This is a genomic window from Trinickia camelliae, assembly GCF_053525655.1.
Genome location: NZ_JBCHAA010000027.1, coordinates 20,402 through 40,736, shown reverse-complemented (window position 1 = coordinate 40,736; position 20,335 = coordinate 20,402). Strand labels below are relative to the sequence as shown.

16 protein-coding genes are annotated in these 20,335 nt (G+C 66.5%); 12 read left to right on the top strand and 4 right to left on the bottom strand.

From position 1 onward, the window contains the following. Positions 1 to 12: 12 nt before the first annotated feature. The 3 genes from AAHK20_RS31540 to AAHK20_RS31530 all read right to left on the bottom strand — a co-directional run bounded on the left by AAHK20_RS31540 (position 13) and on the right by AAHK20_RS31530 (position 4,220). The gene (locus AAHK20_RS31540) at positions 13 to 2,406 is read right to left on the bottom strand and encodes a ricin-type beta-trefoil lectin domain protein (protein WP_449185434.1); all 2,394 of its coding nucleotides are present in this window, start codon (positions 2,404 to 2,406) and stop codon (positions 13 to 15) included. A 123-nt stretch (positions 2,407 to 2,529) separates the two neighbouring features. After that, positions 2,530 to 4,008 (bottom strand): sodium:solute symporter family protein, encoded by a 1,479-nt coding sequence (locus tag AAHK20_RS31535; RefSeq protein ID WP_449185433.1) that lies wholly within the window; start codon positions 4,006 to 4,008, stop codon positions 2,530 to 2,532. Next, positions 4,005 to 4,220, bottom strand: coding sequence for a DUF3311 domain-containing protein (locus tag AAHK20_RS31530; RefSeq protein ID WP_449185432.1), 216 nt, complete (start codon positions 4,218 to 4,220; stop codon positions 4,005 to 4,007). Before AAHK20_RS31530 ends, AAHK20_RS31535 begins: the two co-directional genes overlap by 4 nt. 216 nt (positions 4,221 to 4,436) lie before the next feature. Between AAHK20_RS31530 and AAHK20_RS31525 the strand changes: the two genes are divergently transcribed. From AAHK20_RS31525 to AAHK20_RS31490, 8 genes are all read left to right on the top strand, one after another. Continuing rightward, complete coding sequence (locus AAHK20_RS31525) at positions 4,437 to 4,649, top strand: DUF3820 family protein (RefSeq protein WP_137333647.1); 213 nt, start codon at positions 4,437 to 4,439, stop codon at positions 4,647 to 4,649. Positions 4,650 to 4,802: 153 nt separating this feature from the next. Further along, the gene (locus AAHK20_RS31520) at positions 4,803 to 5,099 is read left to right on the top strand and encodes a YXWGXW repeat-containing protein (RefSeq protein WP_449185431.1); all 297 of its coding nucleotides are present in this window, start codon (positions 4,803 to 4,805) and stop codon (positions 5,097 to 5,099) included. Next, positions 5,033 to 5,695, top strand: coding sequence for an RNA polymerase sigma factor (locus tag AAHK20_RS31515; RefSeq protein ID WP_449185430.1), 663 nt, complete (start codon positions 5,033 to 5,035; stop codon positions 5,693 to 5,695). Before AAHK20_RS31520 ends, AAHK20_RS31515 begins: the two co-directional genes overlap by 67 nt. Beyond that, complete coding sequence (locus AAHK20_RS31510) at positions 5,692 to 6,129, top strand: hypothetical protein (protein WP_449185429.1); 438 nt, start codon at positions 5,692 to 5,694, stop codon at positions 6,127 to 6,129. The genes AAHK20_RS31515 and AAHK20_RS31510 overlap by 4 nt, the downstream gene beginning before the upstream one ends. After that, positions 6,126 to 6,623 (top strand): periplasmic heavy metal sensor, encoded by a 498-nt coding sequence (locus tag AAHK20_RS31505; RefSeq protein ID WP_449185428.1) that lies wholly within the window; start codon positions 6,126 to 6,128, stop codon positions 6,621 to 6,623. Before AAHK20_RS31510 ends, AAHK20_RS31505 begins: the two co-directional genes overlap by 4 nt. Before the next feature lie 93 nt (positions 6,624 to 6,716). Continuing rightward, a complete protein-coding gene (locus AAHK20_RS31500; RefSeq protein WP_449185427.1) occupies positions 6,717 to 8,129 on the top strand; it encodes a DUF1800 domain-containing protein in 1,413 nt (470 codons plus the stop codon). 4 nt (positions 8,130 to 8,133) lie between these two features. Then, complete coding sequence (locus AAHK20_RS31495) at positions 8,134 to 9,282, top strand: DUF1501 domain-containing protein (RefSeq protein WP_449185426.1); 1,149 nt, start codon at positions 8,134 to 8,136, stop codon at positions 9,280 to 9,282. 95 nt (positions 9,283 to 9,377) lie between these two features. Further along, positions 9,378 to 9,596 carry a YXWGXW repeat-containing protein gene (locus AAHK20_RS31490; RefSeq protein ID WP_449185425.1) on the top strand — a complete coding sequence of 73 codons (219 nt, stop codon included), beginning with the start codon at positions 9,378 to 9,380 and terminating at the stop codon, positions 9,594 to 9,596. 82 nt (positions 9,597 to 9,678) lie between these two features. On the opposite strand, the gene AAHK20_RS31485 is transcribed toward AAHK20_RS31490, so the two are convergent. After that, a complete protein-coding gene (locus AAHK20_RS31485; protein ID WP_449185424.1) occupies positions 9,679 to 10,443 on the bottom strand; it encodes a bestrophin-like domain in 765 nt (254 codons plus the stop codon). Positions 10,444 to 10,882: 439 nt separating this feature from the next. On the opposite strand from AAHK20_RS31485, the gene AAHK20_RS31480 reads away from it, so the two are divergent. The 4 genes from AAHK20_RS31480 to AAHK20_RS31465 all read left to right on the top strand — a co-directional run bounded on the left by AAHK20_RS31480 (position 10,883) and on the right by AAHK20_RS31465 (position 20,246). Further along, complete coding sequence (locus tag AAHK20_RS31480) at positions 10,883 to 11,476, top strand: GNAT family N-acetyltransferase (RefSeq protein WP_449185423.1); 594 nt, start codon at positions 10,883 to 10,885, stop codon at positions 11,474 to 11,476. A gap of 114 nt (positions 11,477 to 11,590) precedes the next feature. Further along, the gene (locus AAHK20_RS31475; RefSeq protein ID WP_449185422.1) at positions 11,591 to 11,932 is read left to right on the top strand and encodes a DUF6916 family protein; all 342 of its coding nucleotides are present in this window, start codon (positions 11,591 to 11,593) and stop codon (positions 11,930 to 11,932) included. A 26-nt stretch (positions 11,933 to 11,958) separates the two neighbouring features. Further along, on the top strand, positions 11,959 to 12,570 hold the full coding sequence (locus AAHK20_RS31470; protein ID WP_449185421.1) for a phage tail protein: 612 nt from the start codon (positions 11,959 to 11,961) through the stop codon (positions 12,568 to 12,570). Positions 12,571 to 12,629: 59 nt separating this feature from the next. Next, a complete protein-coding gene (locus AAHK20_RS31465) occupies positions 12,630 to 20,246 on the top strand; it encodes a DUF4347 domain-containing protein (protein ID WP_449185420.1) in 7,617 nt (2,538 codons plus the stop codon). Positions 20,247 to 20,335: the final 89 nt, after the last annotated feature.

Below are 20,335 nucleotides of genomic sequence, written 5' to 3'. Positions count from 1 at the left end.
GCCGCTTCGTCTTCACTGCCGCAACCGGTCCAGCCGCATCGTCTCCGTAAAGAGCCCCGGCAAGCCCCCCCAATCCTGCGCGGGACCCAGCCTCCCATCTGGCGATACCGCGTAGCCCGCGAGCCCCGGTGCGCCGCCCGTGAAGTAGTAGTCGCCGATGACCGCGTTCGCGCGCTTGAAGAGCACGAGTGCGGGGTCCTTTCCTGCGTTGCCCGCACGCTCGACGAGCGTGGGAATCTCATCGGCCCACGACACGTTATCGAGCGTCGCCACACGTACCGGCTCGCCAAAGCGCGAACCGCCTTTCATCATCCAGACATCGATATTCGCGTGGTTCCCCGCGCTCGGGTTGCGTGCCGAGAGCACGAACAGATCGTCGATGCCGTTGCCTTCAATGTCCCCCGTGGTTGCCTTCGCGAGCGACGCCGAAAAGCCACTGAACTGCTGCGCGCGGATGTCGCCGCTGAACGCGCTGCCTGAACTCGCGAGTTGCGTGAGCGCGAGGCCGGAATCCGACCGTTCGAGCGCAAGCAGACCCATGCGCGGCGAACCGGCGGTGCGTGCCGCGAGAAATTGCGTGCCGCTGGACAGGCCCGATGCCGCCATCCACAGCGCGGGATCGCTGCCCGTCAGGCCATTGCCCGCGAGCACCCAAAGATCGAGCCCCGAGGCATGCCGTTGCGCGACCATCACGTCGGCGCGGCCATGCCCGCTGAAGTCGGCGGCGACGTACTGCTGTGCGAGCGCGGGCATGAGCGCCGAGGTGCTTTGGTACCACAGACGCGGCGCTTCGAACCCCTTGCCCGTGCTGCGCATGAGCCAGAACGCGGTGCCGCCGTTGCGCGGCGCGATCGCCATCAGGTCGGCGCGGCCGGTGCCTTCGAAGTCGGCGAGCAGGAAGCGCGTGCTGTCGAAGCAGAGCGTGTCGCCGGTGCAGGTCGGCTTAATCGACGTGTAGTCGAACGGCACCGCGTTCACGTACCAGGGCGCCGCGTGCGCGCCGGGCACGAGATCCGCGACCCATACGTCGAAGCCCGGTCCGTCGTGGCGCCGCTCGACGAACACCGCGTTCGGCTTGCCGTTGCCCGTCACGTCGGCGTACATCGCGCCCGCGAGCCGCAGGTCGGTCCATTGCGAATGGGGCGTCGGCGCCCAGCGGTATTCGGTCGTGAGCGGCGCGCACGCGCCGATCGCGAGTTGGCCGTCCTTCTCGCCGAGACAGTGGCGCAACGGCGTGTAGACGAGGCCGAAATCCCATGGCGTCCAGCGTTGCGCGATCTGCGACGGGTCGCACTTTTCTTCGACGAGACCGCCGCCGCGCTCGGCGACGCACAGCCAAGACGATTCGGAGACGAGCGTCGCGTCGTGCGGATTGCCGGGGTAGCTGATGACGGGCTGCCAGCGCCAGTCCTGCGCGGGGCTTTCGTCGCAGGCGGCGAGATACGGCGGCTTGCCGACGCCGCCCGAGGTCAGGCATTGGCTCGTGTAGGCGTTGACGAGATTGAGCTTGCGCGGCTCGAAATCGTGCTCCGGATGATTGGTATGTCCTCCGAACGAATAGCGCCGCGCGACCCAGTTTCCGTTCCACTGGTACTCGCCGAACACGTGCGTGGCCTGGTTGCCGTCGATCGTGAAGTAGCTTGCCACCTCGTCGCGCTTTTGCTGCACCTCGGCGGCGGGCACGTTCATCGGCAGGCCGCCCGTCGGATAGGTGAGGTGGTAGCGAATCGGCACGTTCAGGCCGAGGCCTTGGGCGACGTTTCGGGTGATGCGCGCGGAGTAGATGTGATCGGGGTGCTCGATGAACGGCACGGTGTCGGGGTTCAGCGTGTAGATCTCGGTGGCGGGCTTGAGGATCTCGCCGAGCGTCGCGATCAAATCGGCACGGTTGTAGTGGGTGGCGCCGGAGCCGTCGTCGTTCATCGGATAGCTCGCGATCGTCGCGTTCTCGTCCCACAGCAGTCCGAGCGGCACGCGTCCGCCGCGTACCTGTCCGCCCGGCAGGCGGACTTCGAGCAGCTTCACGCGCGGCTGCTGTTTCAGCACCATCTGATGCACCGGCTTGCCGGCGATGGTCACCATCGATTGGTCCCAATCGTTTGCCACGCCGACCATGCGCGCGTACGTCTGCCGGATGGCTTTCTCGCGCGTGAGAACGTAGTCGAACGGCCCGCTGTCCGCGCCGCCGATCAGATGCACGGTGACGATGCACCAGCCCGCCGCGATGTGCTCGCTGATGCCGGGGTTGACGAAGAGAAGGTCGTCGTCGAGGTGGGCGACGACCGTGACGAGCGTGCCGGCGCGGCAGTCGGCATCAGCGGCGTGGGCCGCGCGTGGGGCGACGGCGGTGAGGCTTGCCAGCGCCCACAGCAGCAGTGAGATCAGTGAGGTGGTCGTAGACCGCATTGGCTCCCCGGACTGGCGTTTGGCCGTTCAGGCCTTAGCTTACCGGGGCGCATCGACGGTGTAGGTGGGCGAGCGCACTTTCGTCAGACATGAGGGCCGATGAAAGTGCGCACCCGTTTGGGCTCAATGCGTAGGCGCGTGCGTCTGCTGCGCCGCCGAGCGGTGCTGCGTGATCGCGCTCACCACGACCAGCACGATGATGTTCAACGCGAGCGCGAGAAAGCCGATGTTGAGGTCCTTCAACCGGTCGGGCAGGAACGGGAACAGTTGTCCGACGCTCGCCTTCGTGAGCGTCGTGTACGTGACCACCGCCACACCCGCGACGATGCCCGCGAACGCCCCTTGCTTCGTCACGCGGTTATGCGCGAAGAGACTGCATACCACGGCCGGGAAAAGCTGCGTGACGAAGCTGTAGCCCATCAGGAGAAGCGCTACGATCGTCTCGCCGCCCTTCAACGTGAACCCGACCGCCACCAGCGCGATCACCGGCACGAGCACGCGCGCGAGCTTGCCGACTTGACGGTCGTCGGCTTTGCGGTTGAGCGCGCCGCGATAGACGTCGTTGGCAATCAGCGTGGCGGCCGTGATGAGGATCATCGAGCCGGGCACGAGCGCGGTCAGCACGCCCGCCGCGCCGACCACGCCGACGAACCACGGGTCGAACGTCTGCAGCGACAAGCGGAACAGCGACAAGTCGATATCGGAGCCCTTCAAGCCCGGTATCTTGAGCACCGCGGCAAAGCCGCAGAAGAACACGAACAGCAGGATCAGCTGATAGATCGGCAGCACGGCGGCATTGCGCCGGAAAATGCGCTCGTCCTTCGCGGTGAACACCGAGCCGAACGTATGCGGCCACATGAAGAAGCCGAGTGCGGTGAGCAGCACCGTCGACTGGAACCACGTGACGCTCATGCCCTTGTCGGGGAACGTCAGGAAGCCGGGCTTGGCGGTGTCGATCGCATGGAACATGCTGCCGAGGCCGCCGTAGTAGTGGATCGGCAGATAGATGCCGAGGAACAGCACGACGCCGAGGATCATCAGGTCTTTCACGACCGAATTCCAAGCCGAGCCGCGCACGCCCGAAATGATGACGTACGCCGTGACGACGATCGCGCCGATCCAGACCGCGGCCGTCGACGAGATCGCGCCATACGAGGTCGTCGACACGATGATGCCGAGCCCCTTGAACTGCAGCACGAGATACGGAACCAGCGCGGCCACGTCGACGAGAGCGACGAGCACGCCGAGCGACGGGCTCGCGTACTTGCTTGAGAGGAAGTGCGGCTGCGAGACGAGCCGGTTTGCCTTCGCGTAGCGCCAGATCGGCGGCAGCAGCCAGTAAGAGAGGATGTAGGCGAGCGTCGCGTACGGCAGGATGTAGAAGACGGCCGCGCCCTTGCCGTAGGCAAAGCCGCTGCCGCCCAAGAACGTGAACGTCGTGTAGATTTCGCCTGCCATCAGCAGGAACACGAAGGCGGTGCCGAAGCTGCGTCCGCCTACCGACCACTGTTCGAGGTTCATGTCGTGGCCGCGCTTGGCGCGCACGCCGAGCGCGAGCGCGAGGAGCGCGGCGGCCGCGATGATGACGAGTGCGCTGCTCATGAGCGGGCCTCCTCGGCAGCGCCGGCGCCCTTGCGGTTGGCCGGATCGAGGTGGTAGACGAGCGCCATGATGCACGCCGTCAGCACGACCCACATCACGATCCAGGCAAGCACGAGCGGCATGCCGAGAACGAGCGGTTCGACTTGGTTGAAGAACGGAACACCTAGCAGAATGCCGATGAACGGCAAGGCGGCGAGCAGCCGGAGCAACATGGTGGGGGTCTCCTCGAACGTGTGATGAGGTCTTGCCTGGTCGGTCTTTTCTTGGCCTTCATACGTAAAACTGACCCTGTGACTCTATGCCGGAAGTGTTTCGCGCGTAAAGGATGTCAATAATCGTGAAGGCGATTTGTAAGTGCTGCGTAGCACTATCGAATGACGAAACGCGGATGAAGCCGGCGCGCGCCGGCGCAATGATTCGACGAAACGATGAACCCTGAACACTTGAAGTTGCTGGTCACACGAGTCATGCCTTACGGCAAATACAAAGGCCGGCTCATCGCCGACCTGCCTGGGCATTACCTGAATTGGTTCGCGCGCGAGGGCTTCCCGCGCGGCGAGTTGGGCAGCCTGCTCGCGCTGATGCACGAGCTTGATCACAACGGCCTGAAGCCGCTGCTCGATCCGCTGCGGGAGAAGTGAGGCAAGCCGGATAGCGGCAATACTCGGCAAAGCGCGGCTCGTGCGGGAAAACGCGTAAAGGAAATATTTCAAAGCCAGCGACGGATTTTTCCGCCTCGTCCGTTCAACAGACAACGAGGCACTTTCGGCAACCGACTCCAGCGGAGAACACGCATGAGACTTTCCCAGACCGCGCGGCTCTTGGCCGCGGCCGTGACGTTGTTCGCGGCATCCGGCGCGTTTGCGCAAGTCGTCATCGCGCCGATGGCGCCGCCGCCGCCTCGCGTCGAGGTCGTGCCGGGACCGCGCGCGGGCTATGTGTGGGATCCGGGCCATTGGCGCTGGGTCGGCGGCCGCTACGTCTGGGTAGGGGGCCACTGGCGGCCGGTGTATCGGGGCGGAAGGTGGGTGCCGGGTCATTGGGCGCCGTACCGCGGGACCTGGCGGTGGATACCCGGACACTGGGCTTGACGCGAGAGACCCTCACGAGAACACGCCCGTTGGACCAGGAAGACGGCGACCCCGATGCGGCGCTGATCGAGCGAGTCGGCCAGGCGGATCAGGCAGCGGTGCGTACGCTCGTCGCCCGCAAGCTGCCGCGCGTGCTCGCGCTGGCGGCACGCCTGCTCGGCGATCGCAACGAGGCGGAAGATGTCGCGCAGGAGACCTTCATGCGGGCCTGGAAACAAGCGCCCCACTGGCGCGAGGGCGAAGCCCGCTTCGACACGTGGCTGCATCGTGTCGCGCTGAATCTTTGCTACGACCGGTTGCGCGCGCATCGCGAGACCCTGGTCGACGAGATCCCGGACGAGGCCGATCCCGCCGCGGCGCCCGATGCCGAGCTCGAAGCGCGCTCGCGCGGCGAGCAGGTGCGGGCCGCGCTCGCCGCGCTGCCGGCGCGGCAGCGCGAGGCGCTCGTGCTCACCTACTACCAGGAACTATCGAACATCGAGGCGGCCGGACTGATGGGCATTTCGGTCGACGCCCTCGAGAGCCTGTTGGCCCGCGCGCGCCGTAGTCTGCGCGCGCAGCTGGGCCCAGGCGCATCAAGTAAGGAAACGCCATGACCCCCGAGAGATTCCGAGCAATCGTCGAAGCCTACGGCGCCGATTCGCGCCGCTGGCCTGCTGCCGAGCGCGAAAGCGCCAAGGAGTGGGCCGAGCGGCACCGCCAGGAGGCCGACGCGCTGATGGCCGACTCGGCGTGGCTCGACGCGTGCCTCGCGAGCGATCCGGCTCCGCAGCCGAGCGACGCGCTCTATGCGCGCGTCGTCGCGCTTGCACCGGCCTCGGCCGGACGCCGGAGCGCCGCGAAGAAGAGCCGCCGGTGGGTCTGGTGGTCGGGCGCGGCGTTCGCGGGCGTCGGGCTCGCGGGCGGGCTGGCCGGTGCGCTCGCGGTGTCGTACTTCGTGGTGACGGGCAGCGTGCCGCCGCCCGAGCACGAGTCGTCGCTTCCGACGACGAGTTTCGGCGGCTCGGCCGCCGACTGGAGCGGCGAATGACTCGCTGCTCCTGGAAAGCCGTGATGATCGGCTCGCTCGTCTTGAACGTGTTCTTGCTGGGCAGCGTCGCGGGCGGCGCGTATCAATTGTTCGCCGCGCATCACGAACAGAAGACGGCGGCCCAGCAGCCGCCGCGCGCGCTGCGCTTCGCAGCCGAAAATCTTGGCGACGTTCGCGAACAGGAGTTCGTCGATGCACTGAAGGACGCCCGCCGCGACGGTCGCGAGTACGCGCGCGAAGGCCGCGAAGGACGCCGCGAGGTGTTGAGCGCGCTTGCGGCGCCGCAGTTCGACCGGGCCGCGCTCGATGCCGCGCTCGCCAAGACGCGCAATGCGGACATCGCGCTGCGTACGCGCGTCGAGCAGGGCGTCGCCGATTTCGCGGCGACGCTCACGCCCGATGAGCGGGTGAAGTTCGCGGACAGTCTCAAGGAAATCGGCCAGTGGCGGCAGGCGCAGGCACAAGCGCAGGCTCAGAAGCCTGCGAGCCGTTGAAACGATCGGTAACGGATAAAGGACGCTAAGCCGCGACGGAAAACCAGCCCGCGCAACGTTTAAAGAACGTATCCACCGCTCGCAGAGGGCAGCATGGCTAATTCACCCGGCATGAATCCGGCGGCGATCGCGCTGAACCGTTTCGGTCTCGGCGCGCGCATCGACGACGTGCCGCTCGCCGATCCAAAAGCGTGGCTGATGAAGCAATTCGAGGCTTATCAGCCGATGCCGTCCGCATGGTCCGCGCAACCTGGTTCGCTCGCGCTTGCCCAACAGTTCGGCCAGCAGCAGATGCAAGCGCGCGAGGCGTCTGACGCGAGCGCGAAGGTCGCCGCGCGCAAAGAACTGCGCGGCGAGGTGCTCGACCTCTACCGCGCGGCAGTGAACGCGCGCGTCGACAGCGCGCTCACTACGCAAACGCCGTTCATCGAACGGCTCGTCCACTTCTGGGCCAATCACTTCGCGGTATCGACCGAGAAGCCGCAAGTCGCGGCGCTCGCAGGCGCGTTCGAAGCCGAGGCGATCCGCCCGCACGTGCTGGGCCGCTTCGAGGACATGCTCGTCGCGGTCGAGCGCCATCCGGCGATGCAGGTCTTTCTCGACCAGGCGCGCTCGGTCGGCCCCGACAGCCCCGCCGCCATGCGAGCCGCCGCGCGCAATCCCGACAACAAGCGCGGCCTCAACGAGAACCTCGCGCGCGAAATCATGGAGCTGCATACGCTCGGCGTGCGCACCGGCTATACGCAAGCTGACGTTACGGAGTTCGCGCGCGCGCTCACGGGCTGGAGCATCGTGCCGCCGCGAGGCACTGAGGCCGCGCGGCTTCTCGGGCCGGAAGGCGAGCCGGGCAGCTTCGTGTTTCGCCCGCAGCTCCATGAGCCCGGCGTGCGCACCATCATGGGCCGCACTTACGGCGAGCCGGGCGAAGGGCAGGCGCGCGCGATCCTGCATGACCTCGCTTCGTCGCCGGCCACGGCGCGGCACATCGCCGGCAAGCTCGCGCGCCACTTCGCGTCGGACAACCCGCCTCAACCGATGGTCGACCGGCTCGCGCAAGCGTTCCAGCAAAGCGGCGGCGACCTGCCCACCGTCTATCGCGCGCTGATCGACTCGCCGGAAGCCTGGTCGCCGGTCGCCGCGAAGTTCAAGACGCCGTGGGACTGGACGATCTCGTCGCTGCGGGGGCTCGGCCGGGAGGACATGGGCAGCGCACAGGCCGCGCCGATGCTCACGCAGCTAGGGCAGCCCGTCTGGCGCCCCGGCTCGCCCGCCGGTTACGACGACATCGCCGCGAGCTGGGCCGCGCCCGACGCGCTCGTGCGCCGCGTCGAACTGGCTCAGCGCCTCGCGGCGCGCGTCGGCGACAACGTCGACCCGCACTCGTTTGGACAGACGCTCATGGCCGGATCGCTGTCCGAGCCGACCGAGCTCGCGGTCTCGCGCGCCGAGAGCGTGCCGACCGCGGTCGCGCTCGTGCTCGTGTCGCCCGACTTTCAACGGAGATGAAGCCATGACTTCCCGCCGCCAATTCCTGAGCCTCACGGCCGCCGGCGCCGGCGCGATGCTGGTCGCGCCGCAAATCGTGTTCGCGAGCGTCGAGACGGACCGGCGCTTTGTCTTCGTGATCCAGCGCGGCGCCGCCGACGGCCTGAACATCGTCGTCCCGTATGCCGACCCGGCCTACGCGGGGTTGCGCGGCGCGCTCGCGATCGACACCGCCGCCGCGACGAAACTCGACGGCACGTTCGCGCTGCATCCGTCGCTCGTTCAGACCGCGCAGATGTACTCGCAGGGTCAGGCACTGTTCGTGCATGCCATTGCTTCACCCTACCGGGATCGCTCGCATTTCGACGGACAAAACGTGCTCGAGACGGGCGGCACGGCACCGTATCAGGTCAGAGACGGTTGGCTCAACCGGCTCGTCGGGCTGATGCCGGCGAACCGCGCGCAAGCGATCGCGTTCGCGCCGACCGTACCGATGGCGTTGCGCGGCAAGGTCGAAGTGGCGTCGTATGCACCTTCGGCGCTGCCGGCCGCGCCCGACGATCTGCTCGCACGCGTCTCTCAGCTTTACGAGCAGGACGCGCAGCTGCGTCCGCTCTGGCAGGAGGCGATGACGGCGCGCGGCCTCGCCGGCGATGCGAGCGCGCGGCAGGACCCGGCGAGCCTCGGCAAGCTCGCGGCGAGCTTTCTCGCGAAGGACGACGGCCCGCGCATCGCGATGATCGAGACGGGAGGCTGGGACACGCACAGCGCGCAGAACGCGCGGCTTGCCAACCAGCTGAAGTCGCTCGACACGATGCTCGCGTCGCTGCGCGACAACCTGGGGCCGGTGTGGGACAAGACGACGGTGCTCGTCGCCACTGAGTTCGGCCGTACCGCCGCCGCGAACGGGACGGGCGGCACGGATCACGGCACGGGTTCTGCGTCGATGCTGATAGGCGGCGCGGTAAAGGGCGGCCGCGTCGTGGCCGATTGGCCGGGGCTGCGGCCGGGAGATTTGTACCAGGGGCGCGACCTGCGGCCGACAACCGCGCTCGACACGATGATCGCGAGCGCGGCAAGCGAGAGCTTGCGGCTCGATCCGCAGCGCACGGCGTCGGCGCTGTTTGGACAAATCAGCGGCTTTAAGCCGATGGAGGGATTGATACGAAGTTGATGCGGGCTAATGGGGGCTCATAAAACATACCGTCACACCATTGGCATAAGCGAGACGGTGGACCGATTGTAGAAAAGTAAACCGAGAGGGTGGTCATGCAGGAAGGATCGTTTCTGAAAGCCGCAGGGCTCGCGCTCATTTGCGCCGCGACGCTGTCGGCGTGCGTTGTCACCCCGGCTCGTCCGGCGCAGCCTGCGCCCGTCGTCGAGGTGATGCCGGCCGCGCCTGCGCCCGGCTATCACTGGGTCAAGGGCCGCTGGGTCTGGGCCGAGGGTCGTTGGGTGTGGGTGAAGGGGTACTGGGTGCCGAATTGACCGCGAGCACTCGGTAAGCGCCACCAAGCCTCGGCACGGACCAGCCGAGGCTTTTTTATGTCGGCTGCCGGCGCGACGGGTTTCAGTGCGAGGGCAGCGATTGCGCGAACGCCATCAGATTCTGCGGCTTCACGCGAATGACGCCGCCACGCGGGCTGTCGATATCGGCGATCAGCATGAAGGCGATCGAGACGACGATCGGCAGCACGACCAGCAGTTTCTTGCCGTTGTTGGTGCGCATGCCATAGCCGACGAGCGTGTTCGCGCAGACCGCCATCAGCAGCATCAACACCCATGCCGCAAGCGGAAGGCGGTTCCACCATTCGGCCTGGGTGTAGCCCTGCGTGTTGAGCACGTCGTTCATGCCCGACACCGCGAGCGCCATGACAGGCGTCGGCTGCTGAGCGGCCGACGCGCTCACCGCCGACCACAGGCCGTTTTGCAATTGCGCCGTCGCCGTGTTGATCTGCTGCAGCTGCTGTGCGTCGCGCGTCTGATAGTAGTGGATGCGCACGTCGGTATAGCGCGCGAGCAGCGCGCGCACCGTTGCCGCCTGCGCGGGGGGCAGCAGATCGGCCCGCACGTACTCGGTGCCGATCGCATTCGCCTCGTTCTCCTCGTAGCTCTTGCGCAGATCGTAGCGGCTCGTCGCCATCGAAAAGCTGAAGCCGATGATGAGCGCGAGCAGCGTCAGCGTCGCCGCCTGAATTACCCCGAAGTCTTCGCGAGCATCGGCTCCCATATCGCCGCGCCGTTTGGTGAGCACGGTGCCGATACGGGCCGAGCCCCACTGCAATACCAAGGAAATTGCGAAAACCAATACGGGGTAGTTCGTAATGTTGTTCATGTGTTTATGACGGGGGAAAGAAGAACAGCAGTTATTGCCATTGCATTAATTTGTTCGCCGATCGAACTCGCGCCAATCAGCTTTTCACGTTTTAGCAAAATATCATTCTTTCGTGCAAACCTTTGCGCGCAATTATTCGATGCGCATTATCCAATGACGTGAAAAAAAGTGCACGCTCGTTATTTTCCTGCCCTTCCAAATTCTTTCAAATAGCTTTTGATTTGAGGTGACAAGGCTTGGCGGCGCGGGCCTTTGGGGTCCCGGGTCGATAGGGTCTCCGTTACGGACTATTACGGCTCAGTCATATTGCAAGCCCCGTGCGGGTAATTCCGTACCTCGATTTAAGCCGTCGTGATTGCAGCGTCATAACCGGTCGGCTAACATCAGACGAAACAAACAACGAATAACTTTTAGCGAGCGTGAATAACGCCTGATCGCAATGAACCATTGCACGGTCGATTCCATCGGTTCCCCCATTACCGCATCTGCTAATCCCGTCGACGGTTCGCGCGGAAACGTCTGCCTGCGCGCGGCGATGGCGGCCGATCGGTGTTTCCTCCACGCGGTTTATGCGAGCACGCGCACGGCGGAGTTTCTTGACGCGGGCTGGGGCGCGGACGAGGTTCACACGCTGCTCGCCGGACAGTTCACGACGCAGGACACGTACTACCACCGCCATTACCCGCACGGCCGCTTCGATGTCGTGCAAGTCGGCGAGACGCCGGTCGGGCGCCTCTATCACGACTGGAGCGGCAGCGATGCGCGCCTGATCGACATCGCGCTGCTGCCGGCGTATCGCGGTGCGGGCATCGGCACACGGCTCATGCGCGCGCTCGTGGCCGAGGCGGCGCGCCGTGAGATGCCGATGTGTCTGTATGTCGAGTTCGATAACCCCGTGCGTGCGCTCTATCGCAGGCTCGGTTTTGTGGCGATTGGCGAGAACGGCGTCTATGAGCAGATGCGCCGGGCTGCCGAGCCGTTCGACGAAGAAATGGCAGTACCGCTCGCGGGGCTGGAGGCGAGCGCGGCATAGCGCCGTACATACCGCACGCGGCGGCCAGGGGCATCGAACAGCGCCGCATGTGAACACAACACCGAATAACCAAGGCCGGAGCCACTTCCGGTCCGAGAGAACCGGGGCTTCGAGATGACCGTACCCACCCACGCCGCGCTCCTCGCGGCGATCGGGCAGCCGTTCGTGCTCAGCACGCCGGATGGCCGTTCCGTTCAAGCGCGTCTTGCCGCGGCGCCTGGCGGCATTCCGATGGACGACGACTACGTCTGCTATTCGGCCATCTTCGAGTTGCCCGAAGGCGTCCAACTTCCTCAAGACAATTTCCGCATCACCGCCCCCAATGGCGACGCGTGGGATCTGCTCGCCACGCCGGCGCGGCCTATCAACGGCCGCGCCATGCTGAGCGCGGTGATGCATTGCTTGCGTTCTTCGTTCCCGGCCGAGGATGCCGGCGAGCCACATCGCGTCACGTAGTTCAACTTTCCATCTAGGGGGCTGTGATGAGTGATCCGTTTCTCGGCGAAATCCGCATGGTCGGTTTTACCTTCGCGCCGTACGGCTGGGCGCAGTGCCAGGGCCAGACAATCTCGATTACGCAAAACCAGGCGCTGTTCGCGCTGCTCGGCACGACGTATGGCGGCAACGGCCAGACGAACTTCAACCTGCCCGACCTCCAGGGCCGCAGTCCGGTAGGCACCGGCACCGGCTTGGGCCTCGCGCCGATCGTGCCGGGCGAGAAGTCCGGCGTGGAGAACACCCAACTGACGAACACTCAACTGCCGACGCACACGCACGTGGCCTCGGTGACGAGCGGCGCCGCGGGGACCGTCTCGATCGCGATCCCGGCCGCGACGGCGACGACGGGCGAGGGCGCGGTGCCCGGGCCGACCACGATCCTGGGGCCGATCGACGCGGGCGGCCGTCCCGGTCAGTTGTACAGCACGTCCGCGGCGTCCACCACGCTCGCGCCGTTCAATGCCCCGGTCACGGCCCCGGCGCCGACGGTGCAGAACGCCACGGCGGGCCTTGGCCAGCCCTTCTCGCTGCGCAATCCGTACCTGGGCCTGACTTGCATCATCGCGCTGCAAGGCATTTACCCGTCGCGCGGTTAGTCGTGATCGTGACGGCCGGCGCCTAGGGGCGCCGGCCGTCAGCTTCGGAGATTGGAAAGATGAAACTCGCCCAGCAACTCCTCAAGTGGTTCGCTGCACGGCCGGCGCCGCGCGCGCCGGCTGTCGCGCCCGCTCCGCTGATGCTCGCGCTCGAGCCGCGCATCGTCTATGAGGCGTCGGTGGCTGCGGTGCCCGTTGCCCATCATCATGCCGAGGCGAGTCATCACCATGCCAACTATGAGGCGCAGAAAACGCAGTCGCCCACGGTGCCGGGCGAGGGCGCGACGCCAACTGGTAACACCGCCAATGCCCCCGCGCAGCGCGCGAGCGAGGTGAACCACAAGACGCAGCTCACGGCTGGGGCGCAGGGCGGCTCGACGCCCGAGAAGGAGGTCGTGTTCGTCGACACGAACGTGACCAACTATCAGGAGTTGCTGACGGGCTTGCCTTCCAACGTGACAGTCGTGCTGCTGAATCCGAACAGCAACGGCCTCGAGCAAATCGCGCAGTATGTAAAGCAGCATCCTGGCATCGATGCGATCAACCTGATTTCGCACGGCGCGGAAGGACAAGTGCAGGTCGGCAACGTGCTGCTCGATCAAGGCGACATCGCGCAGTACAGCGCCGTGCTCGCGCAGATCGGCGCGGCGATGAAGCCGAACGGCGACTTCCTGATCTACGGCTGCGACGTGGCCGCCGGCAGCGACGGCGCCTCGCTCGTCCATGAGATCTCGTCGCTCTCGGGCCTGAACGTCGCGGCCTCGACGAACCTCGTCGGCTCGGCCGCGCTCGGCGGCAGCTGGACGCTGAACTACGACGTCGGCGACGTGCATACGCCGGTCGTGCTGTCGAGCGCAGCCGAGCAGGGCTACGACTACGTGCTGTCGCAGACCATCGAGAACTTCACGAACCCGGACGACAACGGCTACGACTCCGGTACGACGTCGTCGTTCTCGCTCGACGGCATTACCTACACGATCACCAAGACCGGCGCGCTCGCCGACAACGTTGTGACGACCGATACGTTCCTGCAGGCGCTGACGGACGAAAACGGCAGCGGCAACGCGCTGCAGATCGACTCGGTCGGCGTCGGCGGCATCTCGTCTGTCACGATCTCGATGACCGACGGCAAGGCGTTCAACATCGCGAGCCTCGACTACGACGGTATCGCCGACGCCAACGTCACGTTCACCGGGAACCTCGCGGGCGGCGGGACGGTGTCGACGAGCATCGTGTCGAACAACCTCTCCGTCACGCAGACCGTCGATCTTTCGACGTCCAATTCGGGCTTCAGCGACATCACGAGCCTCACGATCGCGGGCGGCAACCTGGTGACGACGCTCGGTCATATCGTCTACACCGAAGTCACGGGGCCGACCGTCACGGCGTCGGGCGGCGCGACGACTTTCACGTCGGCCGACAGCGTCTCCGGCACGCCGGTCGCGGTCGACTCGGGGCTGACCGTCAGCGACACCGAAGCGTCGACGGCCGCCTCGGCGACGGTGGCGATCACGAGCAACTACCAGAGCAACCAGGACGTACTGGCGTTCACGAACACGAGCGCCACGACGTTCGGCAACATCACGGAATCGTCGTACGCCGGCGGCGTGCTGACGCTGAGCTCGAGCGGCGGCACCGCGTCCATCACGCAATGGCAGGCCGCGCTCGACGCCGTGACCTATCTCGACACCGCGGCCAACCCGGTCACGTCCGCCCGCACGATCACGTTCACGGCCAACGACGGCCTTGCATCGAGCACGGCTGTCACGAAGACTGTCGACGTCGTTGCGCCGCCGATCGTGACGACCTCGGGCGGCACGACGAACTACACGGACGGCGCGAGCGCCACGGACGTCGACAGCAGCGCGAACGTGACCGACACGAGCCAGACCACGCAGCACTCGGGCACGGTGTCGATCAGCGGCGGCTTCCACAGCGGCGACACGCTCGCGTTCACGAACACGAGCGCCACGACGTACGGCAACATCAGCGCGTCGTACAACTCGGGCACGGGCGTGCTGACGCTGACCTCGTCGGGCGGCACCGCCACTGACTCGCAATGGGCGCACGCGCTCGAAGCCGTCACGTTCTCGAGCACGAGTCCGACCGACGGCAACCGCACGATCTCGTTTACCGTCAACGACGGCACCACCGACAGCGTGGCGGCGACGAAGACCGTCGACGTCATCGATGCGGCGCCGGTCGTGACCACCACGGGCGGCACGACGAGCTACGTCGGCGGCACGACGGCCGTCAACGTGGACGGCGGCGTGACGGTCAGCGATATCGACAACACGACGCAGGCGTCGGGCACGGTCACGATTTCGAGCGGTTTCGACAGCGCCAACGACACGCTCTCGTTCGCGAACACGAACGGCACGCTGTTCGGCAACATCAGTGCGTCGTACAACGCGGGCACGGGCGTGCTGACGTTGACCTCGTCGGGTCACACCGCCACCGACGCGCAGTGGGCCAACGCGTTCGAGGCGGTGATGTTCTCGAGCGCGAGCACGGCCTACGGCAACCGCACGGTGTCGTTCGTCGTCAACGACGGCACCGACAACAGCACGGCGGCGACCAAGACCCTCGACGTGGAGGCGCCGCCGGCGATCACCACGGACTCCGGCTCGGCCGCGTTCGTCGCGGGCGACAACGTGGCGTCGACGGCGGTCGCGGTCGATTCGGGGCTGAGCTTGACCGACGGCGGCGCTTCGACATTCGCCTCCGCGACGGTCGCGATCACGGGCAACTTCCACAGCGGCGAGGACGTGCTTGGGTTCACGAACACGAACAGCACGACGTTCGGCAACATCGCGGCGTCGTACAACGCCGGCACGGGCGTGTTGACGCTGACCTCGAGCGGCTCCTCGGCGACCACCGCACAATGGCAGGCCGCGCTCGAAGCGGTGACCTACACCGACATCGCGGTCACGCCGAACAACGCAACGCGCACGATCAGCTTCTCGGCCACCGACAGCATCGGCAACACCAGCAACACGGGGACGCGCACGGTCACCGTGACCGACACCGACCAGACGCCGATCGTGACGACCACGGGCGGCACGACGAACTACCTCGGCGGCACGACGGCGGTCAACGTGGATGGCGGCGTGACCGTCAGCGATCTCGACAACACGACGCAATCGTCGGGCACGGTGTCGATCTCGGGCGGCTTCCACAGCGGCGACACGCTCGCGTTCACGAACACGAACAGCACGCAGTTCGGCAACATCATCGCCTCGTACAACTCGGCCACCGGCGTGCTGACGCTGAGTTCGGCGAGCGCGACGGCGACCGACGCGCAATGGGCCAACGCGTTCGAAGCCATCACGTTTTCGAGCACGAGCACGACCTACGGCAACCGCACGGTGTCGTTCGTCGTCAACGACGGCACCGACAACAGCACGGCCGCGACCAAGACCGTCGACGTCGCCAACCCCGATCCCGTCGTCACGACCGATTCCGGCTCGGCAGCGTTCACTGCGGGCGACAACACGACTTCGACGCCGGTCGCGGTCGATTCGGGCCTGACGCTGACGGACCCGGCTACGTCGACGATCGCCTCGGCGACGGTGTCGGTCACTGGCAACTTCGTGAGCGGCGAGGACCGGCTGTCGTTCACGAACACGAACAGCACGACGTTCGGCAACATCGCGGCTTCGTACAACGCGGGCACGGGCGTGCTGACGCTCACTTCGGCGGGGAATTCGGCGACGCTGTCGCAATGGCAGTCGGCGCTTGAAGCGGTCACGTACACCGACATAGCGATCACGCCGAACAACAACACGCGCACGATCAGCTTCTCGGTGACCGACGGCAACAGCAACACGAGCAGCGCGGCGACGCGCACCGTCACGGTGGCCGACGTCGATCAGACGCCGATCGTAAGCACGACGGGCGGCACGACGAACTACGTCGGCGGCACCGGGGCGGTCATGATCGACGGCGGCGTGACGGTCACCGACCTCGACAACACCACGATGTCGTCGGGCACGGTGTCGATCACGAGCGGGTTCCACAGCGGCGACACGCTGTCGTTCTCGAACACGAGCAGCAGCCAGTTCGGCAACATCGTGGCTTCGTACAACTCGGCCACGGGCGTGATGACGCTGTCGTCGTCGGGCGCGACTTCGTCTAGGACGCAATGGGCGAACGCGTTCTCGGCGATCACGTTCTCGGCGAGCGCGAGCGCGACGCCGGGCAACCGCACGATCTCGTTCGTCGTCAACGACGGCATCGAGAACAGCGCGGCGGCGACCCATACGGTCGACGTGCTGGGCCCGCCGACGATCACCACAGACTCCGGCTCGGCGGCGTTCACAGCAGGCGACAACGTAGCGTCGACGGCGGTCGCAATCGATTCGGGGCTGAGCTTGAGCGACGGCAGCGCCTCGACGTTCGGCTCGGCGACGGTGGCGATCACGGGCAACTTCCACAGCGGCGAGGACGTGCTGTCGTTTACGAACAACGGCTCGACGATGGGGAACATCGCCCTTTCTTCGTACAACGCGGCGACGGGCGTGTTGACGCTGACCTCGGCCGGCGCTACCGCGACCACCGCGCAATGGCAGGCCGCGCTCGACGCGGTGAAGTACACCGACACGGCCATCACGCCGGACAACTCGACGCGCACGATTAGCTTCACGGCGACCGACAGCAGCAGCACGACCAGCAACACGGGGACGCGCCTGGTCACGGTGGCCGACGTCGACCAGACGCCGATCGTGAGCACTACGGGCAGCACGACCAACTACATCGGCGGCACCTCGGCCGTCGCGATCGACGGCGGCGTGACGGTCAGCGATCTCGACAACACGACGCAAGCGTCGGGCACGGTGTCGATCACGAGCGGGTTCCACATTGGCGACACGCTGTCGTTCACGAACACGAGCAGCAGCCAGTTCGGCAACATCCAAGCGTCGTACAACGCGGGCACGGGCGTGCTGACGCTGACGTCGTCGGGCGCGACCTCAAGCGATGCGCAATGGGCCCAAGCGTTCTCGGCCATCACGTTCTCGGCGAGCGCATCGGCGACGCCGGGCAACCGCACGATCTCGTTCGTCGTCAACGACGGCATCGAGAACAGCGCGGCGGCGAGCGACACGGTCGACGTGCTGGGCCCGCCGACGATCACCGCGGACTCCGGCTCGGCGTCCTTCGTCGCGGGCGACAACGCGACTTCGACACCGGTCGCGGTCGATCCGGGCATCACGCTGAGCGACGGCAGCGCCTCGACGTTCGCTTCGGCGACGGTAGCGATCACGGGCAACTTCCACAGCGGCGAGGACGTGCTCGCGTTCACGAACAACGGCTCGACGATGGGGAACATCACCGTTTCTTCGTACAACGCGGCGACGGGCGTGTTGACGCTGACCTCGGCTGGCGCGAGCGCGACCACCGCGCAATGGCAGGCCGCGTTCGACGCAGTGACCTACACCGACACGGCGATCACGCCGAACAACGCGACGCGCACGATCAGTTTCACGGCGATCGACGGCAACGCCAACACCAGCAATACCGCGACGCGCACGGTGACAGTCGCCGACACCGACCAAACGCCGATCGTGACGGCCACGAGCGGCAACACGTATTACGTGCCGGGCGCATCGGGCGCGACGGTGGACGGCGGCGTGACGGTCAGCGATCTCGACAACACGACGCAAGCATCGGGCACGGTGTCGATCACGAGCGACTTCCATAGCGGCGACACGCTGACCTTCACGAACACGAGCAGCACGACGTTCGGCAACATCGCGGCCTCCTACAACTCGACGACAGGCGTGTTGACGCTGACCTCGGCCGGCCAAACCGCGACCGACGCGCAGTGGGCAAACGCCTTCGACGCGGTGACCTTCTCGTCCGCCTCGAGCGCGTCGCTCGGCAGCCGCACGATCTCGTTCGTCGCGAACGACGGCACCGAGAACAGCACGGCCGCCACCAAAACCGTCGACGTGGTCGCGCAACCGGTTGTGACGACGACTACCGGCGCCACCTCGTTCGTCGCGGGCGACAACGTGACGTCGACACCCGTCGCTGTCGATTCCGGCGTGACCCTGACCGACTTGAGCAGCTCGACGCTCGCATCGGCGACGGTCGCGATCACGGGCAATTTCCAAAGCGGCGAGGACCGGCTCAGCTTCACGAACGAAGGCTCGGCGATGGGCAACATCGCGGGCACTTATAACGAATCGACAGGCGTGCTCACGCTGACTTCGAGCGGCGCCACGGCCACGCTCGCGCAGTGGCAGGCGGCGCTCGATTCGATCCTCTACACCGACACCGCCATCACGCCGAACAACGCGACGCGCACGATCAGCTTTACGGTCAACGACGGCACCGAAAGTTCGGCGCTCGTGACGAAGACCATCAGCGTGGCCGACACCGACCAGACGCCGATCGAGGTCGGGGGCGGCGGCACCGTCACCTACATCGAAGGTGGCAATGGCGGCTCGCCCGTGACGCTCGACCCCGGCGTGACGTTGAGCGATCGCGGCAATGCCACGATTACGACCGCCACGGTCTCGATCAGCGGCGGCTTCGTGCCGGGCCAGGACGTGCTGTCATTCACCGGCAGTGCAGCGACGGGCAGCATTGGCGGCTCGTTCAACGCGGCGACAGGCGTGTTGACGCTGACCGCGAACGGCAGCGCCGCAACGCTCGCCCAGTGGGACGCCGCGCTCGATTCGATCGCGTTCTCGGAAAGCGGAGGCAGGGGGGCGGCAACACACGCGATCAGCTTGGCGGAAAGCGCGCAGGGCAGCGCGGGAACGCGCACCATCAGTTTCACCGTCAGCGACGGCATCAAGACGAGCAAGCCGATATCGATGACGGTCGATGTGGACGTCGTGACGACTCAGCAGACACCCGGCAACGAGGGCCGCACGCCCCCGCCGCCTGCGCAGCCTCCCGTCATGACGCAAAGCCCGCCTCCGGATACGCCGCTCGATTTCGACTCGGATCTGCCGCCCGTGCTGATCGAACTCGATCGCCCGCCCGCACTCGGCGGGACGCCCACCGAGCCGACCATCACGTTCACCGACTCGCACGATGGCCGTGCGCCGTTCTCGCTCGATCACACGAGCGTGACGTCGGCGGCGGAGTCGCAGGACTCGTCGTTGTCGCTCTTCACGAGCTTCGCGCCGCAGTCCGTGGTCATGGACTACGACGTCTCGCCGAATCACGCGTTCGTGATGAATCTGTCGAACCTGCTGCCGACCGCCGACGGCATGCGCCTGAACGCGATGTCGGACGTGACCGTGCGGCTCGCCGACGGCCGTCCGCTGCCGACCTGGCTTCACTACGACGCGGCCAACGGCACGCTGGCGGGCGCGCTGCCGGCCGGTGCGCACGACGTTCGCGTGGTCGTTCAGCAACGCGATGCGGCCGGCAACGTCATGCAGAACGAAGTCGTGCTCGCGCCGAGCGGCCGCCATGCGGACCACGCGTCGCCACACCATGGCCACGGCCACACGACGCATGCCCCGGCGCACGCGTCGCGCAACGCGCTCGCGCCGCTCGTCGCGCGCGACCGTGACCAGGCGCCGCTGCCGGCCGGCAAGCCCTCGCTCGCGCAGCAATTCGCGCAGGCGCGCGCTGCGCTGCACGCCGTGCGGCCGGCTGCGGCCGCTACGGCGGCCACGGCGGCCACGCCTGCCGCTGCGGAGCACCGGGCATGACCCGCCTCAGATTTTCAACACCCACACCCTCGACACAGGGAGTCGCCGAAGTGAGTTCTTCGACCGTTGTTTTGCGAGCGCCGCGTCTT

Excerpts from the sequence above, each read along its gene's own strand:
- AAHK20_RS31540 (WP_449185434.1), bottom strand. The coding sequence starts at position 2,406 with ATGCGGTCTACGACCACCTCACTGATCTCACTGCTGCTGTGGGCGCTG.
- AAHK20_RS31535 (WP_449185433.1), bottom strand. The coding sequence starts at position 4,008 with ATGAGCAGCGCACTCGTCATCATCGCGGCCGCCGCGCTCCTCGCGCTC.
- AAHK20_RS31530 (WP_449185432.1), bottom strand. The coding sequence starts at position 4,220 with ATGTTGCTCCGGCTGCTCGCCGCCTTGCCGTTCATCGGCATTCTGCTA.
- AAHK20_RS31525 (WP_137333647.1), top strand. The coding sequence starts at position 4,437 with ATGAACCCTGAACACTTGAAGTTGCTGGTCACACGAGTCATGCCTTAC.
- AAHK20_RS31520 (WP_449185431.1), top strand. The coding sequence starts at position 4,803 with ATGAGACTTTCCCAGACCGCGCGGCTCTTGGCCGCGGCCGTGACGTTG.
- AAHK20_RS31510 (WP_449185429.1), top strand. The coding sequence starts at position 5,692 with ATGACCCCCGAGAGATTCCGAGCAATCGTCGAAGCCTACGGCGCCGAT.
- AAHK20_RS31505 (WP_449185428.1), top strand. The coding sequence starts at position 6,126 with ATGACTCGCTGCTCCTGGAAAGCCGTGATGATCGGCTCGCTCGTCTTG.
- AAHK20_RS31500 (WP_449185427.1), top strand. The coding sequence starts at position 6,717 with ATGGCTAATTCACCCGGCATGAATCCGGCGGCGATCGCGCTGAACCGT.
- AAHK20_RS31495 (WP_449185426.1), top strand. The coding sequence starts at position 8,134 with ATGACTTCCCGCCGCCAATTCCTGAGCCTCACGGCCGCCGGCGCCGGC.
- AAHK20_RS31490 (WP_449185425.1), top strand. The coding sequence starts at position 9,378 with ATGCAGGAAGGATCGTTTCTGAAAGCCGCAGGGCTCGCGCTCATTTGC.
- AAHK20_RS31485 (WP_449185424.1), bottom strand. The coding sequence starts at position 10,443 with ATGAACAACATTACGAACTACCCCGTATTGGTTTTCGCAATTTCCTTG.
- AAHK20_RS31480 (WP_449185423.1), top strand. The coding sequence starts at position 10,883 with ATGAACCATTGCACGGTCGATTCCATCGGTTCCCCCATTACCGCATCT.
- AAHK20_RS31475 (WP_449185422.1), top strand. The coding sequence starts at position 11,591 with ATGACCGTACCCACCCACGCCGCGCTCCTCGCGGCGATCGGGCAGCCG.
- AAHK20_RS31470 (WP_449185421.1), top strand. The coding sequence starts at position 11,959 with ATGAGTGATCCGTTTCTCGGCGAAATCCGCATGGTCGGTTTTACCTTC.
- AAHK20_RS31465 (WP_449185420.1), top strand. The coding sequence starts at position 12,630 with ATGAAACTCGCCCAGCAACTCCTCAAGTGGTTCGCTGCACGGCCGGCG.